The organism is Muricoccus harenae (assembly GCF_009848505.1).
GTDB classification, from domain to species: Bacteria; Pseudomonadota; Alphaproteobacteria; order Acetobacterales; family Acetobacteraceae; genus Roseomonas; species Roseomonas harenae.
The window spans coordinates 1-19,172 of the sequence record NZ_WWDL01000001.1; the positions used below are offsets into that span (position 1 = coordinate 1).

Consider the following 19,172-nt stretch of genomic DNA (forward strand, 5'->3'; position numbering starts at 1 on the left):
AAAATCGGGCACGTGGAACTCGAGATGTTCCTTGGTGATCGGCATGTCGGGGCTCCTCAGCCGGGCAGCCAGCGGGCGGCGTAATGGTGTTCGATGCTGCGGCCGCGCGCGGGGTCGTGCAGAGCCATGAAGAAGTCGCGGCGGGGGCGGATGCCGCCGATTGCCGGCAACGTGCCGCCGAACATGAGGGTGCCGGCGCCGAGCTTTCCGTGGCCCTGCGCCTCATAGGCGGCGACCGTGTCGCGCGGATCGCGCATGGCGGCGACGCTACCCTCCTGGTAGGCAACCTTGCCGGCGCCGTCATCGACCCAGGAGCGGATCTGCAGGGTGTCCCAATGGTCCGCCACCTCTTCGAAAGCCCAGAGCAGCGGTGCCACCGGCTTGGGGCACATCTGCTTGGACACGGTGATGGAATAGCTCTCCACCTTGCGGTCCGTGTGGTCGGAGCCGAGGCCGACCCACCACTTGCCGTCCTCGTCCACGAGGATCACGAACTCGGCCTCGCCGCTGGACTCGGCGCCGAGGCAATCAACCTGCGCCTCGGTCGTCAGCGTCTCCACGCCGGCGCGGTAGAAGCAGGGCGTGCTGGGCGGTGGCGCGACGCCGAGCGCCGCCAGCTCCTCGATATGCTCCTGCACCTTGTGCGGGTCGCGGCCGGTCCAGCCGGCGATCACCACGTCCCGGATCGCTACGGTCCGGCGGAGGACCTCACCGCCGCGGCAGAAGTCGAAGGTCAATGCAGCCATGAGTCATCCTGTATGACAGTTGTATCGGCACCAGGGCCGGTCAGGCCGCGCGCGCCATCGCGGCGGCGAGTTCAACCAGCTTCACCGCCGGGTCTGCAAGCGCTGCCGGGTCGGCTGCGCGGGAAGTGGCGATAAGCTGGCGGATCGGTCGCATCTCGCGGCCGTTGTTGATGCAGATCCCGCCGACCACGATGCCCTCCCGCAGGAGGAAGGCGCTGGAGCGCTTCGCGGTGGGCGGGCCGCGCCAGACGATCTGGTCCCAGGACAGGGGCGCCCCGGCGAACTGCATGTTCACTTCGTACTGGTCCGTCCAGAACCACGGGATCTCGGCATGCTCGGTGGGCTGGCCGGCCATGGTGCGTGCGGCGGCGATCGCCTGGTTCTGTGCGTTCTGCCAGGCCTCCAGGCGGATATGGCGGCCGAGCAGGGGGTTCAGGTGGCGGGTGGCGTCGCCGGCCGCGAAGATGGCGGGATCGCTGGTGCGGCCGAAGGAGTCCGTGACGATGCCATCCGCGACCTCGAGCCCCGCCTCTTCCGCCAGCTCCGTGTTGGGCACGGCGCCGACGCCGATCACGACGACGTCCGCCTCGATGGTCTCGCCGGTATTGGTATAGGCGAGACTGGGCGTGCCGGGCTCGATCGCGGTCACGCTGCTGCCCATCCGCAGGTCCACGCCCTGGGCGCGGTGCAAATCGGCGAAGAAGGCGCCGATTTCCGGCGTTGCAACGCGGGCGAGCGGGTGGGGGGCGGATTCGATGATGGTTACGGCGCAGCCGGCCGCGCGGGCCGTCGCTGCCACCTCCAGCCCGATGAAGCCGGCGCCGATGATGAGCACGCGCGCATCCGGGCGCAGCGCGGTCCGTAGCCGCAGGCTGTCCGCCATGTCACGCACATAATGGACCTCGGGGCTGTCCGCCCCTGCGATGGCGAGGCGGCGCGCATGGGCGCCGGTCGCGAGCAGGAGGCGGTCATAAGGAAGGGCGCTTCCATCCGCGAGCCGAAGCTGGCGCGCGCACGGGTTGATCGCGTTGACGCGCATCCCGAGGCGCAGCTCGATGCCGAGTTCCGCATAGCCCTCGGCCGGGCGGAGGAAGGTCGTCTCCGGCGCGGCCTTGCCGCCGAGGACGTCCTTGGAGAGCGGCGGACGCTCATAAGGCGGCAGGGGTTCCTCCCCAACGAGCACCACCGATCCCTGGAAGCCGGCGGCGCGCAGCGTCTCCGCCGCGCGCCCGCCCGCCTGCCCTGCACCGACGATGACGATCCGCTCCGTGCCGCTCATGCGCTCCTCATGTCAGGCTTGCCGGGGAGGCTGCCCGCCTGGGGCCGCCGGAGCGGTCCCACGTGGGTTGCGGGCTCCTCTCGGATCACACCGAGACCGGATCGGCGAAGCGTTCGCGCCGGAGCGCGTGCATCGCATCCTGCGGGAACTTTGCATCCGCTGGCAGCTCGATACCGCAGGAGGCGACGCGCTGCGACGCGCCAAGGCCGGGGATCGGCTTGCCCTCCTGATTGGCGCGGATCGCACGCAGCAGGGCGCGCCGGACCATGATGATGCCGTTGTCGGTGCCGACCAGGTTCTCCCGGCTGCGGTCCACGATGGGACCCATGCTTTCCTGCAGCGAGGCGTCCTGCATGCCCACGCCATACACGCCGCTATAGGTCATGCCCGCGACCTGCGCATTGCGGTCCATCTGGTAGTCGTTGCGGCTGTTCGCCTCCGGGATGTAGGTCCCCGGAATAACCCGCGTGTGGATGCTGCTGCCCGCACGCATGGCGGCACGCTCGGCCGTGGTGAGCGGGCGGCGCGGATGGAAGCTGATGTTCCAGACCCAGCAGGTCTCGTCGTCGATCGGCACCCAGGCATGGCCGTGGATTGGGTGGTTGCCGCGCGGCGGCACCAGGTTGAACATCGGCGCCAGCCAGGGGGTGATGCGCCAGTAGAAGCGGCCCTCATCTGCCTTGCGGCGCACGCCTATCAGTACGCCGCCATCGAAGTCCACCACCTCGAAATGCGGCATCTTGTCGCGGTAGTACTCGCCGCTCTTGCTGCCCTTGATGAGCGGGTCGTTGCGCAGCGCATCGGAATGCAGGAAAGCGACGTGGCTGGAATCGATCCCACCCTCCATGGCTTGCAGGTAGTTGCTCTCCTGCAGGCGCTTGGAGATGTAGCGCTGCTCGTCCGGAACCAGCGACCATTCGATCTCCGGCGGCTCCGGCTTCAGCTCCGGCGGGCCCATATAGGTCCAGATCAGCCCGCCTTGCTCGATACAGGGATAGGCGGTGAGCCGGACGCGGGAGCACATGCCGGAGTCCGGCGGCTCGGACGGGATCTCGGTGCAGTTGCCGTCCACGTCGTATTTCCAGCCGTGATAGGGGCAGCGCAGCCCGTTCTCCTCATTGCGGCCGAACCAGAGCGAGACGCGGCGATGGGCACAGAATTCCTCGACGAGGCCGACGCGGCCCTGGCTGTCGCGGAAGGCAAGCAGCCGCTCGCCGAGCAGCTTCACGCGAACCGGCGGGCCATCGGGTTCGGACAGGTCGGAGATGTGCAGCGCGGGGATCCAGTAGCGGCGGAACAGGGCGCCGGCCGGCGTGCCCGGGCCCACCCGCGTCAGCAGCTCGTTGTCTCGTTGGCTTAGTGCCATCTTGGCTCTCCCGATCCTCGTCTCGTGTCAGGGCCGAACATCCTGCGGCCGCGGCCGCGTGGGCCGGAACGCTAGGCCGTCCTGTCGAAGTAGAGATCCTCGCCGATCAGCTGCGGCTTGAAGGCGCGCATAGGAATCGTGCAGGGGGCGAGGGTCGGCTGGCCGGTGGGGATGTGGAAACGGCCCTGGTGGAAGGGGCATTCGACCTCCTCGCCCTCCACATAGCCTTCGGACAGCGAGCCCGGGCCGTGGGAGCAGGCATCCTCGAGCACGTGGTAGGTGTCCTTCAGGAGGAACACCGCATAGGCCACGCCTTCCACCTCGACGCGCGCCGGCGTGTCCTCCGTGACTTCTGACGCGGCGCAGAGCCGAACGAGACGCTCGTCCATCAGTTCCTGTCACTCCCTCGCAAGCTGATCGGCCGCCGCGCCCTTCGTGGGGGCGCCCGGCCGGGCAGCTGGCCTGTGATCGAAATTCCCCGGCATGGCGGCCTGACTGTCAGGGCTTGGGAGCGTCCGCGGGCCGGAGGACCCCGGTCCAGCGCGCGACGTCCTCCTCCAGCACCTCGGTGAAGCCGGCGGGCGTGGAGGCGCGGGGGATCACTGCAATCTCCTCGAAGCGCACCGCCATTTCGGGGGAGTTCACGGCCTGCTTGATGGCCGCGTTGAGCCGCGCAACGACGGAGGCGGGCATGTTGGCCGGCCCCAGCACGCCCCACCAATGCTCGACGACCAGGTCGATGCCCTGCTCCTTGAAGGTGGGCACGTCCGGCATGTTCGGCAGCCGCTCCTCGCTGGCGACGGCGAGGGCGCGGACTTGTCCCGCCGCCACCAACGGGGCCGCGGTCGGCAAGGTGTTGAAGGAGGCCTGCACCACGCCCGAGGCCAGGTCGGCCATCCCGGGGCCAGCGCCGCGGTAGGGCACGGAGACAAGCTTGATGCCGGCACGGACCTGCAGCATGTCGACCATCAGCTGCGTCAGGCTGCCGCTGCCGCTGGTGGCGAAGGAGAAGCGGTCGGGTTTCTCCCGCGACAGCTCCACGAATTCCCGCGCAGAATGGGCCGGCATGTCCTTGTTGACGAACATCACCATGGCGGCCACGCCCAGAGTCGAGATCGGGGTGAAGTTCCGCACCGGATCATAGGGGGCGCGCGGCGCAACGGCCGGCACGATGGTGTGAGGCATTCCGTTGACGAGCAGGGTGTAGCCATCGGCCGGCGCGTTCATCGCGGCTTCGGTCCCGATCAGGCTGCCTGCGCCGGAGCGGTTCTCGATGACGAAGCTCTGCTTGAGGACGTCCTGCAGGGCCCGGGCGATCAGCCGGCCCATGACATCCGTGCTGCCGCCGGGCGCCATGGGCACGATCATCCGAACGGGCCGGGCGGGCCAGGCTGCATCAGCCTGGTTCTGCGGCTGGCTCTGCGCCGGAGTTTGGGCTTGGGCTGCGCCGCCCGCCAAGGCCGCCATGGCGGCACCGGCCACACCGCGTCGGGTAACCTGGAACGTCATCGCACACCTCACCCCATGGACCGCGACTTGCCGCGGCCGACATGCCGGATACTGCGCCACTCCCACTGGGCCGGGCCGCCAGTCGGTTGCGCGGCCGGACCATTTTGCTTTCACTGAAAGCTTTATGCCAATCCTACCGGACCCGCAATCATTCACCGCGGAGTCCGGTACGATTACTTGCCCAGGGACCTACTTGCCCTGCGACAGGCCGGCCGCCTTCAGCGTGGCCGCCCATTGCTCCGTCTCGTCGCGAAGCATGCGCGCGTATTCCTCCGGCGTGGAGGAGACTGCGACCGATCCGAAGTTGGCCATGCGGCTCCGGACCTGCGGATCGCGCGCCATCTCGGCGCAGATCGAGGACATGCGGTTGACGATCGGCGCCGGCGTACCGGCCGGGGCCAGCAATCCGTTCCAGGACTCGGTGGCATAGTTCGGAATGCCTCCCTCGGTGATCGTCGGCACGTTCGGCAGTTCTGCGCTGCGCGTCGCCGTGGTGACGCCAAAGGGGATGAGGTTGCCGGCCGCCAGATGCGGCAGCGCGTCCGACATATTCGCAAAGACCAGATCCACCTCCCCGGCCAGCAGGGCCGTGACCGCAGGCGCACCGCCGCGATAGGGGACATGGGTGAGACGCGCACCACTCCGGCTTTCGAAGAGCAGGGCGGAGACATGCATCAGCCCACCGATGCCGCTGGAGCCGTAGGTAAGGGATTCCGGCTTCGCCTTGGCATGGGCGACCAGTTGCTGCACCGTGCTCATCCCGAGATCCTTGCGGCCGATCAGGATGAGCGGGTTGGTGTTCAGGATGCTGACCGGTGCCAGGTCCTTCAGCGGATCATAAGGCATTTTCTCAATCGCCGGAGAAATGGTGATCGAGCCGATGCTGCCAACAAGGAAGGTGTAGCCGTCCGGCGCCGACTTCGCGACCACGTCGCTGCCGACAATGCCGCCGGCGCCGCCGCGATTCTCGATCACGACCGAGCGGCCCAGCTTCTCCTGGATGTACTGCGCGGCGATGCGGCCCACGGCATCGGTATTGCCGCCGGGCGGAAAGGGAACCACGAATCGAATGGCCCGCTCGGGCCAGTTTCCCTGCGCCCGGGCCACATGCGGCAGCGCAAGGGCACTAAGGCCCGCCGCCAGGATCTGTCGCCTCAACATCACTCTGTCTCCATGCTGATTCCTGCCGTGTGACGGGCCCGTCGTTGCGGGTGCAGTGGTCAGTCCTGGAGCCAGCGTTCGGCCTGCTCCGGATCCTTGATGAATTGCCGCTCGTCGATCTCGACCGGCGCGAAGGAGATGCGGCGGAAGCGGTCCCGCTCCTCGAAGGGAACGGTCGCATCGATGCCGAGCTTCGCCCGGATGCCGTCCTGGCTTGCGCGGACATATTCATGGCCACGCGCACCGGGGATGACGATCAGGTCGCGCGATGCCTCGAAGCGGGTGGCCAGGGCATATTCAACATCCATGGGATCGCGGATGTCGATGTCATCATCCACCACGATCACCTGGTCGAGGTCCTTCAAAGCACCGAAGGCGGCGAGGATGGCATTGCGTTGAAAGCCTTCCTGCTGGCGAGAGGTTTTCTTCACCTGCACCACGGCGTGGAAGCGGTGCATGCCGCCGGCGGTCATCTCGGCATCCACCACCATGGGCACGGCAGGCTGCACCGCCTTCAGCAGGCTTGCCTCCAACACGTATTTCCGCAGCATCACGGTCTCGCGGCCATAGCCATTGATAGCGTGATAGATCGGCTTGCGGCGATGGGTGACGCAATCGACCACCAGAACCGGCGCGTCGTCCTCGGGCGAGGGGAAGCCGACGAACTCGCCGAAGGGGCCTTCGCGCACCGTCTCCTGGCCCAGGATGCGGCCTTCCAACGCGATCTCGGTCTCGGTCGGGACCAGCAGGTCCTGCGTGATGGCACGGGCGACCGGCAGGGCGCGGCCCGCCAGACCCCCGGCCACAGCAAGCTCATCCGCATTCTCGGGCATCTGGGAGCCCATGGTGGCGGCGGTGTAGTGCAGCGCGATATCGGCGCCGAGGCAGACCACGACCGGCAGATCCTGGCCGATCTCCTTTGCCCGCTCGAAGGCGAAGCGCAGGTGGCGGCCGAAGTCGAGCTTGATCGCCACGCGGTCGGGGCCGACGATCTGGAGGCGGTGATAGGAGGCGTTGTACACGCCCGTACGCGGGTCCTGCACGATGACGATGCCGGCGGTGAAGAAGCGCCCCCCATCGCCGGGCGCATGCTGCAGCACAGGGAACATGGCGCCGAGATCGATGCCCGACCGGTGCACCACCTCCTGCACCGGCACATGCGCCGTCATCTGCGGCGGCAGCGGGTTGCCGATGGCGCGGCCGACGAACTGCCGGATCGTGCGGAAATCGGTGCCGAAGGCCGCTTCGACATTTTCGCGGCAGGACAGGAGGTTGCCGATCACCGGTACGTCATGGCCCGTGGGCCGGGAAAAGAGGATGGCCGGACCGCCATCGCGGCGCTTCATGATCGCGGCGATCTCGAGATGCGGATCGGCAGGGGTGGCATAGGTCTCGAGGCGCCCGGCCTCGGACATGCGGCGCAGGGCGGCCCGGAAGCGCGTGTCGATGATCTCGGCGTTCGACAGGGTGGATACAGGCATTTGGGTCAGGCGCCTCTCAGCTCTCGGGTCGCAATGCGCACGGATCAGGCCCTTTCCGTCGTCGGGCGGGATGCCTTGGGCGTGCCTTCCCATCGGCGGACCGTTCCCGTGTCGATGCCGAACAGGTCGAGCACGCGGCCGATGGAGTGGTCCACCATCTCCTCGATGGAAGCAGGGCGGGCGTAGAAGGCGGGCACAGGCGGGTAGACGATCGCGCCCGCCTCGGTGACGGCCGCCATGTTGCGGATATGGCCGAGATGCAGTGGCGTCTCACGCAGCATCAGCACCAGGCGGCGCCGCTCCTTCAGCACGACATCGGCCGAGCGGGAGATCAGGTTGGCGGTCACGCCCGAGGCGATCTCCGCCAGTGTCTTCACCGAGCAGGGCGCGATCACCATGCCAAGCGTGTGGAAGGAGCCGCTGGAGCAGGCCGCGCCGATATCGCCATGGCCGTGCACCACGCTGGCCAGCGATTCGATTTCCGGTAGGCGCATCGAGGTTTCGTGCGCGATGGTCACGCGCGCGGCGGGCGAGATGATGAGATGCGTCTGCACAGGCGTGCCCTGCAGCAGCTGCAGCAAGCGGATGCCATAGATCGCCCCCGACGCCCCGCTGATGCCGATGATCAGCCGGGGCGGGCGCGCTGGCGCCGGTTCGGGGGAGTGGGCCTGCACGCGCCTATTCCGCGGCCAGGCCGGGCGCCGGCCTGGCACCCTCCAGATCGTAGGAGTCCAGCACGCCGTCGAGCATCCGCGCGCCGCGATCCCAGTCATAGGTGCGGAAGGAATGGCCGCGGGTCACGAAGGAGGCGCCGGCATAGAACATCTCGTATTGCGCATGACGCGAGGCGAACTCGCTGCCCACGGCGTCCCAGGCCAGCTTGAAGAACTTCACCCGCCCCTCGGGATCGGTCGCGGGTGAGCGCTGTGTCTTGTCGATCAGGGCACGCAACGCCGGATCTGAAAAGTCCTCGACGCCGGAGGGCAGCATGATCATCCCGCCGCCCGCCAGCTCCCGCAGTGTGTTGAGCACCTTGGCGTAGAGTTGCTGCGTCAGGACCTGGGCGGAATACAGGATATGCGCGTCGGGCACGAAGTACGGGCCGCGCTGGGTGCCCTTTGCCTCCATGCCGTGCAGCAGCCCGTCCACCATCGCGGCCTCGGCGGCAAGTTGGCCTAGCGTGTCGCGCACCGGGGGGAAGGCCAGGATGCCGTTCGTCTCGGCGATCCGCCGCGCCACGGCGGTCATGAAGCGGAGCTTCACCGCGAGCCGGATCTGCGCCTGGTAGTTCTGGTAGATATGGGCGGGCGTGCCATGGAACTGGCGGGCGCAGGCCTCGGTGTCCTGGTTCACGAAGATCCGGTCCCATGGAACCTTCACGTCATCGAAGTAGAGAACGGCGTCGTTCTCGTCGAAGCGGCTGGCGAGGGGATTGTCGAAGACGTCCGGCGCGGCTTCCTCATAGGACTTCCGCGACATGATCTTCAGCCCGGGCGCGTTCATCGGCAGCATGAAGGAGACGGCGTATTTGTCGTCCTCGCCCTTCTTCAGCGGCTGCAGGCTGGTGACCAGAACCTCGTTCGCCATGATGGCGCTGGTCCCGAGCATCTTGGCGCCGCGGATCGTCAGCCCGCCCGCATCCTCGTCCACCACGCCGGCGGTCAGGAAGGGGTCGGCCTGGCCCGCCGCGCCCTTGGAGCGGTCTGCCTGCGGGTTGATGATGACATAGGTCAGGAACAGGTCGTTGTCGCGCGCGTAGCGGTAATAGTCCCGCAGCACGCCGGTATGGACGCCGCTTCCCTCGAGCGCGTCGATCCCCATGACCATGCCGGAGATGCAGGAGGCAACGTGGTCAGGGCTGCGGCCGATCATGCCGCAATGCGTCTCCGACCAGGCTTCGAGGGCACGGCGGCGCTCGACCAGCTCCGCATAGGAGGTCGGCAGCTGCCAGCAGCGGTTCACGCGCGTCCCGGGCTTGTCCGGGCTCTCGAAGGTCATCAGCTCCAGCTTCTCGGGCCGAGCCTGGAAGTCATAGAGATGGCCGGAGGAGGCCACGCTGTTGCGGAAGGCCGCATGGGTGGTCACATCGGCCACGCGCTTGCCGCGATAGAAGACCTCGCGGTTGTCACGCAGGCTGGCGATGTGTTGCGGGCCGGTCTTCACGGTTGTCATGGATTCATCCTTGTCCCGGATCGCGCCGTCCTGTCCTGGGCGGCGCCCCTGACCGCCTCCGGCATCATGGGTGGAAAGCTTTGGTCGCAGGCTTGTCCGGCCGCGGCATGCCGCGCTGCATCGGGGCTCGCATGAGGCATGCTCATCATGGCGCTAGGTGCCCGAACGACGGGCGGTGCGCGCCGGCTCGGCGCTGCTCATGAACTGCAGCAGGGCGAGGGCCCGCTCGCCACCATTCACGAGTTGCGGGACGACCTCGCGGAGCATCGCATAGGCCTTCCCGTCAAGCCCATCGAAGAGAGTGTCGTTCACCTCGGTCTGGATGGGCGTCAGCTCATCGAGGAGGGCATGGCCGGCCGGCGTCACCGCCAGCACCACGCGGCGCCGGTCCAGCAGATGCGTCTGCTTGGTCACCAGCCCTTGGGTGACCAGCTTGCCCACCTCGATGGTGACGAAGGCGCCGCTGAGATGCAGGTGCTCGGCGATGCAGGCGACGCCCACTGAAGTCTCGCGCTGCTGGAGATGCGCGATCGAGATGAGAATGGAATAGGCCGCGCCGCCCAGGCCGATCTGGCGTGCCAGGCCGTTCCGCACCTCCTGGATTCGCCCTGCGAAGGCGAGGAGATCATGGACGAGTTGTCGGAACTCCTGATCCGACCCGCCCGGGTCGAGAAGAACCTTCCTGCTGACAGTCAGACGAGACAAGGCGGGGCGTCCTCAGCTGCGGGTGCCTTTGTAGGTAAGCTTTCCCGAAAAGACAATCCCTTGCTGATGCGCGCCTTCCCTTTCTCGGTTTGGGGCGGGCGCGGAGATCAGGCGTCGGCGGCCAGCGCCTCGGCGGCCTCTGTCAAGCGGGAGACGGTACTGGCTTCTTCCGCCGCTACCTTGCCCAGGATGATGCGGAGATTCTCCCGCGTCTGGCAGGGGGCGTCGCGCCAGGGAAATCGGCCATCCGCCCATTGGAACAGCCAGGCCTGGCGGATCTGCTCCGCCCGCAGCTCACAGGCCTGGATCTGGCGATAGAAGTCGGCAAGGGCGGCATCGTCAACCGCAACGGCCTTCGCCTCCCTGCGTGCCGCGCGCAGGGGCTTGATGGCTTGCGCGTTCCAGCGCGTCCCAGGCACCTCGGCCAGATCCGCCATGCCGAGGCTTTGGCGGCGGACGGCCCCCAGCCATGCGGCGAGCAGCAGCAGGTTCACATCCGCGCCGAAATCATCCTGAAGGCGGAGGCAGGCCTGCTGCACCCCTGGCGCGGCATAAACCCGCAGGGAGAAGCGCCAGAAGGGGTTGTCCAGCTGAAACGTGGCGGTTCCTCCGTTCCGTGCCTGGCGCCGATGCCTTGGGACGGGTGGTGCGCTCTCGCACGGATGCGCGGGCCGGGGGAAGGTGCCGCACGCGCCCTGTCCCGCCCGGCAGAACATGCGCGCGGATGAGCATGCCGCCGGCCGCGCCGTTCACCCGACATAGCCGAAGGCGACGCCCGGCTGCGCGGCGGTCTCCACCCACACGCTCTTCGTCTGGGTATAGGCCAGCAGCGCTTCCCTGCCCGAGGAACGGCCGAAGCCGCTGCGCCCGAAGCCGCCGAAGGGCGAGGCGACGTTGATGGTCTTGTAGCTGTTGATCCAGAAGGTTCCGGTGCGCACGGCGGCGGCCACGCGGTGCGCACGGCCGACATCCTGCGTCCAGACCGCGCCGGCCAGCCCGTACGGCGTGGCGTTGGAAAGGGCGACGGCGTCCTCCTCCGTGTCGAAGGGCAGCACCACCAGCACCGGACCGAAAACCTCTTCCCGCGCGATGGTGGCTTCGGGCGAGACGTCGTCGAGGACAGTGGGGGCGAAGAAGAAGCCGCCAGTGCCGCGCAGCGAATCCGGGCAGCCGCCGCCGGTCGCAACGCGGGCGCCGGCCGCCGCGGCGGATTCCACCATGCCGCCGATCTTCTCGAACTGCCGCCGGTTGTTGATGGGGCCGATTTGCGTCTGGGGGTCGCTGGGCTGGCCGAAGGGAATCCGTGCGGCAGCCTGGGACAGCCGCTCGACGAACTCCTCGTGAATCCCGCGCTGGACGAGCAGGCGCGATCCCGCGACGCAGCTCTGGCCGGCGCCACCGAAGATTGCCGCCTGCGTCCCGACCAGCGCGCGCGGAAGATCGGCATCGGCGAAGACGATGTTGCCGGACTTGCCGCCCAGCTCGAGGATGCTGGGTACGATGTTGCGCGCGGCAGCGGCAGCAATCTGCGCCCCTGCTTCGGCGGAGCCGACGAAGACCACCAGTCGCGTGTCGCGGTGCCCGACCGCGGCGGCGCCGGTGGTCGGCCCGGCGCCCGCGAGCACGGAGACGAGGCCGCGCGGAACGCCCTCTGCCCGGTCGCACAGGGCGCCCAGGGCAAGGGAGGTGAGCGGCGTCAGCTCGGAAGGCTTCAGCACCACGGCATTGCCGGCGCAGATGGCGGGCGCGATTTGCCAGCCGGCGGTGAAGACCGGTGCGTTCCAGGGCGTGATCTGCACCACGGTGCCATAGGGCTCCGGGCGGGTGTAGTTCAGATGGCTGGTCGGTACCGGAATGACCTCGCCATGCAGCTTGTCGGCCCAGCCGGCATAGTATTCGAACATCTCGGCGACCTTCGCCGCCTCGCCGCGCGTGTCGCGGATGGGCTTGCCGGCGGAAAGGGTCTCCAGCTCCGCCAGGGCCTCGATGTTCTCGCGCACCAGCCGCGCCACCTCCCACATCGCGCGTCCGCGGGCGGCCGCGCTCATGGCCCACCAGGCGCTCTGGGCGGGACGTGCGGCTTCCATCGCAGCATCGACCGCGGCGGGCCCCGCATCGGCATAGGAGAGGAACACCCGCCCGTCCGCGGGATTGGTCAGGTCCAGGGAAGCACCCTCGCCCGGCAGGATATCGCCGGCGATGAAGCTTCCCACCCTGCCGCCGGGCAGCAGGCGCGCCAGCAACTCGGCGACGCGGGCCGGGGTCTCGATGCGGGAGGTGCCATCGGGCATCGGGGTCATCCTTGCTTCGCGCGGTAATCGGCCATACGGGTGAAGTCCTCGCCATCAGGGATGCTGTCCCGCGTCCCGGCCCAGATGCGGGCGACATGGGCACTCAGCGGCAGATCCATTCCCGTGGCGGCGGCAAGCTCGGCGGCGAGGCCGACATCCTTGCGCATGAGGCCGGCCGAGAAGCCGCTGTCGAAGCTTCCAGGAAGAATCCAGCGAGGCATCATCGTCTCGCTGACCGCGCTGCGGCCGGTGGCGGCGTTCACCACCTTCACCACTGCCTCGGCCGGAAGCCCCGCCGCCTCCGAGAGGCGGACGGCCTCGCCCGTGGTGATGAGATGGGCGGCAACCAGCATGTTGTTCACCAGCTTGGCGATGTTGCCTGCCCCGGAGGGCCCGACATGGATCGCCCTGGCCGAGAGCGCCTCGATTACCGGCGTGGCAAGCGCGAGATCCGCCTCGTTGCCGCCGATCATCATCGTCAGGCTTCCCTCGGCCGCGCCGGAGGGGCCACCGCTTACCGGGGCGTCGAGCAGGCCATGGCCCGCCGCCGCCAGCCGCTCCGCCAGGCGACGGGAGGTTCCAGGATCGGAGGTGGAGGTGTCGATCACCACGACCTTGCGATCGGAGCGCTCCAGCAGGCCCCCCGCTGCCGTCACCACGGCTTCTACATCGCGTGCGAAGGGCAGGGAGAAGACCAGGGCGTCGGCACCCTCCAGCACATCCTGCAGCCGCGCATGGAATCGGACACCCGCCGCCTCGGCCGCCTCGCGTCGCGCCGTGTTGATGTCCTGACCGAGCACCGCGAACCCGGCGCGCGCCAGGCTTGCGGCCATGCCGAGGCCCATATTGCCGAGGCCGACTACGCCCACCGTCCTGATGACCATACCTATCCGCTCCAGCCAGCCGCTGGACGGAGACTGTCCCGGGAACGTCTTCGCATCAATCGATGTGGGTGGGGTGCTCTCGCCTCCTGTTCAGTTTCGTCGCCTGCGCGGGCCATGGCCTGACCGGCTGTCCGGCTGCGCCGGCCGGGGACGGCCCGGCGCAGCCTAACTTTGGAAGGATAAGCTGAGGGTCAGGCCGGCCTTGCTCCCGCCATGCGCCCGCTGCCCGCCGATTGGATCGTCGCATCCGCCGCCATGCTGGCCGCTGAGGGTGCCGTGTCCCCGCTGCCCGCCGGCATGGCCACGGCTCCATCCTCCGCTTCACACTCGTGGCAGGCCTGGGCCCAATGCTCGGCATGCCGGCTCTCGGGGCGCCCCTCGCGTTCCCAGATCTCATAGGCCCGTTGCTGAATACGGTTGCTGTCCGACATGATGGCGCTCCTCCCGATATTTGGCGTGGCCAGACACGCTTCATCCGCGATCCCGCGAGACGTCCTGCGCACGAGCGGAGAGGAACCATCGGCACCGTGACAGCGAGGTGCATTTACACAGGATAGGCGCTGCGGGGCCGTGCCAAACCTGCCCGGAAAAGCCACGCAGCCGTTGCTCAGGTGGCTCTGGGCGACATCCCCGGGGGATGAAAGCCGGTGAAAAGCCCTGCGGCCCGCCCTTGCCAGGCGGGCCGCAGAGCCTCGCTCGATGCTATTCGGTGCGGTCTCGGCTATTCGCCGGCCATGGCGACATGCGGCTCCCCGGAAGACCGCGGGACCGCGGCCTCGATCCGACGGAAGGTCGCCAGTGCCTGGGCCACCACCTGGTCCATGTTGTAGTAGCGGTAGGTGGCGAGCCGGCCGACGAACCACACATCCGGCGTCGCATCCGCCAGCGCCTCATATTGCTTGTAGAGCGCTGCATTTTCCGGCCGCGGCACCGGATAGTAGGGGTCGCCTTCCGCAGAGGGGTATTCGTAGGTGATGCTGGTTTGCGGATGCGACTGGCCGGTAAGGTGCTTGTACTCGCTTACCCGCGTGAAGGGCACCTCCTCGCCGGGATAGTTCACGGTGCCGACCGGCTGGAACCATTCGCGGTCATGCGTCTCATGCTTGAAGGTGAGGGAGCGGTAAGGCAGCACGCCGAAACGGTGCCCGAAGAACTCGTCCACCGGGCCGGTCCAGATCAGGCGGCGATGGGGAATGCTGTCACGGACCGACTGATAATCCGTGCCGGTCCTGACCGTGATATTCGGATGGTCCAGCATCCGCCGGAACATGGCCGTGTAGCCATCTGCCGGCATGAACTGGTGCGTGTCGGTGAAATAGCGGTCGTCCTCATCGGCGCGCGTCGGTACGCGGGCGGTGACGGTCCGATCCAACTCCGACGGGTCGAGCCCCCATTGCTTGCGCGTGTAGCCACGGAAGAACGTCTCATAGAGCTGCCGCCCGACGCGCGACACCACCACGTCCTCCGAGGTGTGGATCACCGGGACCGGCTCGGCACGCGAGGCAAAGAATTCCTCCACTTCGGCCTCGGTCGTCAGGCTCAGCTGGTATAGCCGGTTCACCGTGGTGCGGTTGATCGGCATCGGCACGAGCATCCCATCCGCCAGGCGCGCCAGCACGCGATGCTGATAGGCCCGCCATTTGGTGAAGCGCGAGAGATGAGCAAAGACCGCTTCGCTGTTGGTGTGGAAGATATGCGGGCCGTAGCGGTGGATCAGGATCCCCGCCGCATCCAGCTCGTCGAAGGCATTGCCACCGATATGGTCGCGCCGGTCCACGACGCAGACCCGCTCACCACGTTCCGACGCCAGCCGCTCCGCGAGCACAGAGCCCGCGAAGCCAGCGCCTACCACCAGCCAATCAAACATGGGGGATGCTCGCCGGGGTGCTCGACCGCCCGCCGGTCTGCGCCACCCGCCCTTCGGCTTCGGTCTCGCGGAGGATCTTCTCCATTGCGCTCCAAACCCCGTCCCAGGAAATCCGGGCCAGCCGGAGGTCGACCTGCGGGAGCCAAGCCTTGCGCGAGCGCTTCATCGCGGCCTCCGCGTCCGCGACCATCTTGTCCGCATCCGGGGCAATGGCCACTAGCCCGTCGCTGCCCCAATCCCGCACGACGTCGGCCACCGGTGTCGAGACCACCGGAACGCCAGCCGCCAGGTATTCCGGCGTTTTGGTCGGGCTGATGTAGCGGGTCGACTCGTTCAGCGCGAAGGGCATCAGCCCGACATCCCAACTGGCGAGGTAGCGTGGAAGCTCGGCATGCTGCTTCATGCCCAACCAGTGGATGTTCGGCAGGCGCGGAAGGCTCGCGGGATCGATCTTCACCACGGGCCCCAGCATGACAAGGGACCAGTCGGGGCGGCGCGCTGCGACGTCGCGGACCAGGTTAAGATCCATCCGCTCGTCGATCACGCCGAACCAGCCCAGCCGCGGATGCGGCAGGTCGCGCTGATCCGCGGGATCCTGGTCACGGCTGGCGCCGTTCCGGGCCTGGGCGAAATGCGCGGCATCCACGCCGCTGGCAAAGAGATGCGTTTGCGGGTGGAGGGACCGCTTGGCCTCATAGAGACTCCGCCCGCCGGTGAAGACCACATCGGCGCGCTGCACGAGCCGGCGCTCGAGAAGCCGCAGCCCTGGCGAGGCGCCGCGGAAGGCGGACAGCTCGTCCATGCAGTCATAGACGGTGACGGCAGCCTGCACATGGCCGGAGAAAGCCAGGGCCATCGGGGTGTAATACCAGGCCACCGTAACCGGGCCGCCATCCGGCCCCTGCAGGAACTCGTCCAGCAGGATGCGCAGCGCGGAGTCGCGATGAGTCTCGTCAAGCCCGCTGGGGAGCTGGGGCGTCACGACGAGCACGCCCTGGGCCGTTTGTCGGACCTCCATGCGCGGCAGGCCGGGTTCGGGCGCCAGATGCATCGGCTCTTCGATAAAGAGCACGCGATAGGACGCCGCGGCGCGCGACAGAAGATGCTGGGGCCGCTGGAACACGAAGTCCCAGCGGAGGTGGGAGAAGCAAACCAGCAGCGGCTTCAGCGCTGCGTGGCCGGGAGGCGAAGGGAGAATAGGAGCCACTCCTGCTGTAGGGTTGCGCTGCCCGGGGGCGCGGACCGGACTGGCCGCGCCCCCGTTGCCGCCCCCGGGTTCAGAGCCCGGTCAGCGACGGAACCGTTCCGCCCATGGGCGGCTGCGTTGATGTCTGCTCCGCCTGCGCGCCGCTATCCGGGCGGGCTGGGGCGAGCTGCGGGACCTGGCCGAGAGGCTTGGAGATCATCGCCTCGAACTGACCCTTGCCATCGAGCGAGGAACCGGTGGTCCAGCGTCCTTCGGGCACGATCCCGTCAGTGCTGTGAACGAAGAAGGCGTAGGCGAACTCATTCTTCTCCTGGGATTGCGGGAAGCTGTTCGGGATCGGCAGCGCCGCTTCCTTGCCCCCCAGCTCCTCGATCACGGCAAGCCACTGCTGCTGGTGCATGGTGTCGCGCGCGATCAGGAACGAGAGCATGTCCTTCATGCCGGCATCATCGGTCATGTTGTAGAGGCGCACCGCCAGCGCGCGGCCGGTCGCCTCAGCGGCGACATTGGCATACATGTCGGCGGCGATATTCCCGCTGGCATAGACATGGCTGGCGTTGAAGGGCACGCCGTTGCAGTTCTCCGGCGTCGCAGCGAGGCCGGTGGAGAGGATGTGGCGGAGATTCATGCCGTTCAGCACGGCGCCCGCCATTGGATCGCGCGACATCTCCTCCTGCAGGGAAAGCGGGGCACCTTCCAGGTTCAGCGCGACGGCCGTCGCCAGCATCTCGACATGGCCGATCTCCTCTGTCCCCGTGTTGAGGAGCATGTCCCGGTACTTCATCGGCCCACGCGAGCCCCAGGACTGAAACAGGTACTGCATCATCACGCGGATTTCGCCTTCGACACCGCCGATCGCCTGTTGCAGCGCTCGGGCGAAGATCGGGTTGGCCTTATCAACGCGTACGGGAAACTGGAGCTTGGGGGTCGAGAAGAACATGTCGCGTCTCCTTGGAAATGCGGGGACGAAGAGGAGGTGCGGCACCACCCCCGGCTGGGGGTGGTGCAACGTGAACGCGCAACGCCGCGAGAAAGTTCAGGGCGGAACCGATTACGACACGATTCCGTTCGGCCTTTCGGCTGGGGTGGACAATCGTTACGGGATTCGGGCGGAGCCGGAAGTAAGGGATCTGCTGGCGCCCGCCTTGAGCGGCTAATCGCCTGGATGAGCCCCGGCGCTCGGTGGGCGCCCGGTGTTCTGTGCCTAGTGTGGCGAATTCCTCGCGATGCGTGTTATGAGAGCGGATTGGATTGACCAGGGCCGCGGGCACCACGTGATCGCCTGACATCGAGCCCTGCGGAGCATTGCGGAGGCCGCTCAACGCGCCGCCATTTGCCGGACTGGTAGAATCAGGGATTGGTGTGGTGCGGCTTCGGTATCACGCATGAGCCTGGGGCGCCCCTTATCCATTGCGCCGCCATGAACGTCAGGCAGTCCCCCATCGTCCTTAATCTATGAGGGATGTTGCGTGTGTGTCAGCACATGTCACAGGAAGATGAACGCGATGTGCATCCGTCCGATGCGCGAGGCCGGTGGGCGTCGCGCCCCATGATTTATGCAGAACTATACCAATCGCTTTCTGCACGTTGTTGGTTTCCGGGACCGCTGCCGACTCTTCTATGCGCGTATGCCGCAGGCTCTTCTATGCGCGTATGCCGCAGGATGGACTGCCGGTGACTACACCGAAGAGAAAGCCGTAAAAATCTAACCTATGTTGGATTTTTGCCAACTTATGAGCGCCGGGCATGCAGATACCGGTATGAAATGACTCTGGAGCCATAAACGAAACGCGTTTCGCGGCGTTGTGTGGTTCTGGATGGCAACCACATCGAGCCTTCATGGACAGCTGAAGGAAGCGGCCCCCATGCAGTCCCAGCAGCGGCGCTGAGCGACTAAGGGTCAACTTCGCAGATTGGATGCGGATTCTCCGCCACCGACGACCCATTATCCCCCTGGAACGAAGGATGAAGCTATGCAGGAGAGCGCGCAAGATCTCTATGTGACCGGGTTGGTCAATGCTCGCGCCCTGGAGACGCAGGCCATTGAGCTGCTGTCCCGCCAGGTGGAGCGTCTGGAGAGCTATCCGGAAGTGGAGCAGGTCCTGCGCCGCCACATCACGGAAAGCGAGCAGCAGCGCGAGCGGCTGGACGGCATTCTGGCCTCCCTCGGCACCTCGAATTCCTCCGTTAAGGACTTCGTCACGGGGTTGATGGGCAACATGGCCGCGTTGGCGCATGCGCCAATGCAGGACGAGATCATGAAGAACACGCTGGCAAACTACGCCTTCGAGCATTTCGAAATCGCCTCATACAAGTCGCTGCTGGTGCTCGCGGATATCGCCGGTGACAACCAGGCTCCGACCGCCCTGCGCCAGTCGCTGCAGGAGGAGGAGCGGATGGCACAGTGGTGCGCCGATAACCTCGAGCATGTGGTCCGCAAGTTCGCCGAGCGTGCGCAGCAGGGAGCTAAGGCAGGAATCTGACAAGACCCTTTTTCGGGCCAA

The 19,172-nt window shown here is 67.2% G+C and carries 18 protein-coding genes; 1 reads left to right on the top strand and 17 read right to left on the bottom strand.

Annotation, left to right across the window (positions count from 1 at the left end; translation table 11 throughout):
* Positions 1-56: 56 nt before the first annotated feature.
* From GSE44_RS00005 to GSE44_RS00085, 17 genes are all read right to left on the bottom strand, one after another.
* A complete protein-coding gene (locus GSE44_RS00005) occupies positions 57-746 on the bottom strand; it encodes a DUF2848 domain-containing protein (protein ID WP_159346014.1) in 690 nt (229 codons plus the stop codon).
* 40 nt (positions 747-786) lie between these two features.
* Complete coding sequence (locus GSE44_RS00010) at positions 787-2,025, bottom strand: NAD(P)/FAD-dependent oxidoreductase (RefSeq protein ID WP_159346016.1); 1,239 nt, start codon at positions 2,023-2,025, stop codon at positions 787-789.
* A gap of 85 nt (positions 2,026-2,110) precedes the next feature.
* A complete protein-coding gene (locus GSE44_RS00015; RefSeq protein ID WP_159346018.1) occupies positions 2,111-3,391 on the bottom strand; it encodes an aromatic ring-hydroxylating dioxygenase subunit alpha in 1,281 nt (426 codons plus the stop codon).
* A gap of 71 nt (positions 3,392-3,462) precedes the next feature.
* On the bottom strand, positions 3,463-3,780 hold the full coding sequence (locus tag GSE44_RS00020; RefSeq protein ID WP_159346020.1) for a Rieske 2Fe-2S domain-containing protein: 318 nt from the start codon (positions 3,778-3,780) through the stop codon (positions 3,463-3,465).
* A gap of 109 nt (positions 3,781-3,889) precedes the next feature.
* Positions 3,890-4,900 carry a Bug family tripartite tricarboxylate transporter substrate binding protein gene (locus GSE44_RS00025; RefSeq protein WP_159346022.1) on the bottom strand — a complete coding sequence of 337 codons (1,011 nt, stop codon included), beginning with the start codon at positions 4,898-4,900 and terminating at the stop codon, positions 3,890-3,892.
* Between the two features lie 189 nt (positions 4,901-5,089).
* Complete coding sequence (locus tag GSE44_RS00030; RefSeq protein ID WP_159346024.1) at positions 5,090-6,061, bottom strand: Bug family tripartite tricarboxylate transporter substrate binding protein; 972 nt, start codon at positions 6,059-6,061, stop codon at positions 5,090-5,092.
* A gap of 59 nt (positions 6,062-6,120) precedes the next feature.
* Entirely contained in the window at positions 6,121-7,542 is a 1,422-nt protein-coding gene (locus GSE44_RS00035; RefSeq protein WP_159346026.1) for a UbiD family decarboxylase, read from the bottom strand.
* 44 nt (positions 7,543-7,586) lie between these two features.
* Positions 7,587-8,216: a UbiX family flavin prenyltransferase gene (locus tag GSE44_RS00040; RefSeq protein ID WP_235924459.1), complete on the bottom strand. Its 630-nt coding sequence runs from the start codon at positions 8,214-8,216 to the stop codon at positions 7,587-7,589.
* 4 nt (positions 8,217-8,220) lie between these two features.
* Entirely contained in the window at positions 8,221-9,714 is a 1,494-nt protein-coding gene (locus GSE44_RS00045; RefSeq protein ID WP_159346029.1) for a 4-hydroxyphenylacetate 3-hydroxylase family protein, read from the bottom strand.
* 153 nt (positions 9,715-9,867) lie between these two features.
* On the bottom strand, positions 9,868-10,419 hold the full coding sequence (locus GSE44_RS00050) for a MarR family winged helix-turn-helix transcriptional regulator (RefSeq protein WP_159346031.1): 552 nt from the start codon (positions 10,417-10,419) through the stop codon (positions 9,868-9,870).
* 107 nt (positions 10,420-10,526) lie between these two features.
* Positions 10,527-11,135, bottom strand: a complete 609-nt coding sequence (locus GSE44_RS00055) for a TIGR02444 family protein (protein WP_201305853.1) — start codon at positions 11,133-11,135, stop codon at positions 10,527-10,529.
* Positions 11,136-11,168: 33 nt separating this feature from the next.
* Positions 11,169-12,710: an aldehyde dehydrogenase family protein gene (locus tag GSE44_RS00060; protein WP_159346035.1), complete on the bottom strand. Its 1,542-nt coding sequence runs from the start codon at positions 12,708-12,710 to the stop codon at positions 11,169-11,171.
* 5 nt (positions 12,711-12,715) lie between these two features.
* Positions 12,716-13,594: an NAD(P)-dependent oxidoreductase gene (locus GSE44_RS00065; protein WP_159346038.1), complete on the bottom strand. Its 879-nt coding sequence runs from the start codon at positions 13,592-13,594 to the stop codon at positions 12,716-12,718.
* Positions 13,595-13,785: 191 nt separating this feature from the next.
* Positions 13,786-14,025 (bottom strand): DUF2934 domain-containing protein, encoded by a 240-nt coding sequence (locus GSE44_RS00070; protein ID WP_159346040.1) that lies wholly within the window; start codon positions 14,023-14,025, stop codon positions 13,786-13,788.
* Between the two features lie 290 nt (positions 14,026-14,315).
* Entirely contained in the window at positions 14,316-15,461 is a 1,146-nt protein-coding gene (gene glf, locus GSE44_RS00075) for a UDP-galactopyranose mutase (protein WP_159346042.1), read from the bottom strand.
* Entirely contained in the window at positions 15,454-16,584 is a 1,131-nt protein-coding gene (locus tag GSE44_RS00080) for a glycosyltransferase (protein ID WP_201305854.1), read from the bottom strand. The genes glf and GSE44_RS00080 overlap by 8 nt, the downstream gene beginning before the upstream one ends.
* Positions 16,585-16,738: 154 nt before the next feature.
* Positions 16,739-17,608, bottom strand: a complete 870-nt coding sequence (locus GSE44_RS00085; RefSeq protein ID WP_159346044.1) for a manganese catalase family protein — start codon at positions 17,606-17,608, stop codon at positions 16,739-16,741.
* 1,033 nt (positions 17,609-18,641) lie between these two features.
* On the opposite strand from GSE44_RS00085, the gene GSE44_RS00090 reads away from it, so the two are divergent.
* Entirely contained in the window at positions 18,642-19,151 is a 510-nt protein-coding gene (locus GSE44_RS00090; protein ID WP_159346046.1) for a ferritin-like domain-containing protein, read from the top strand.
* Positions 19,152-19,172: the final 21 nt, after the last annotated feature.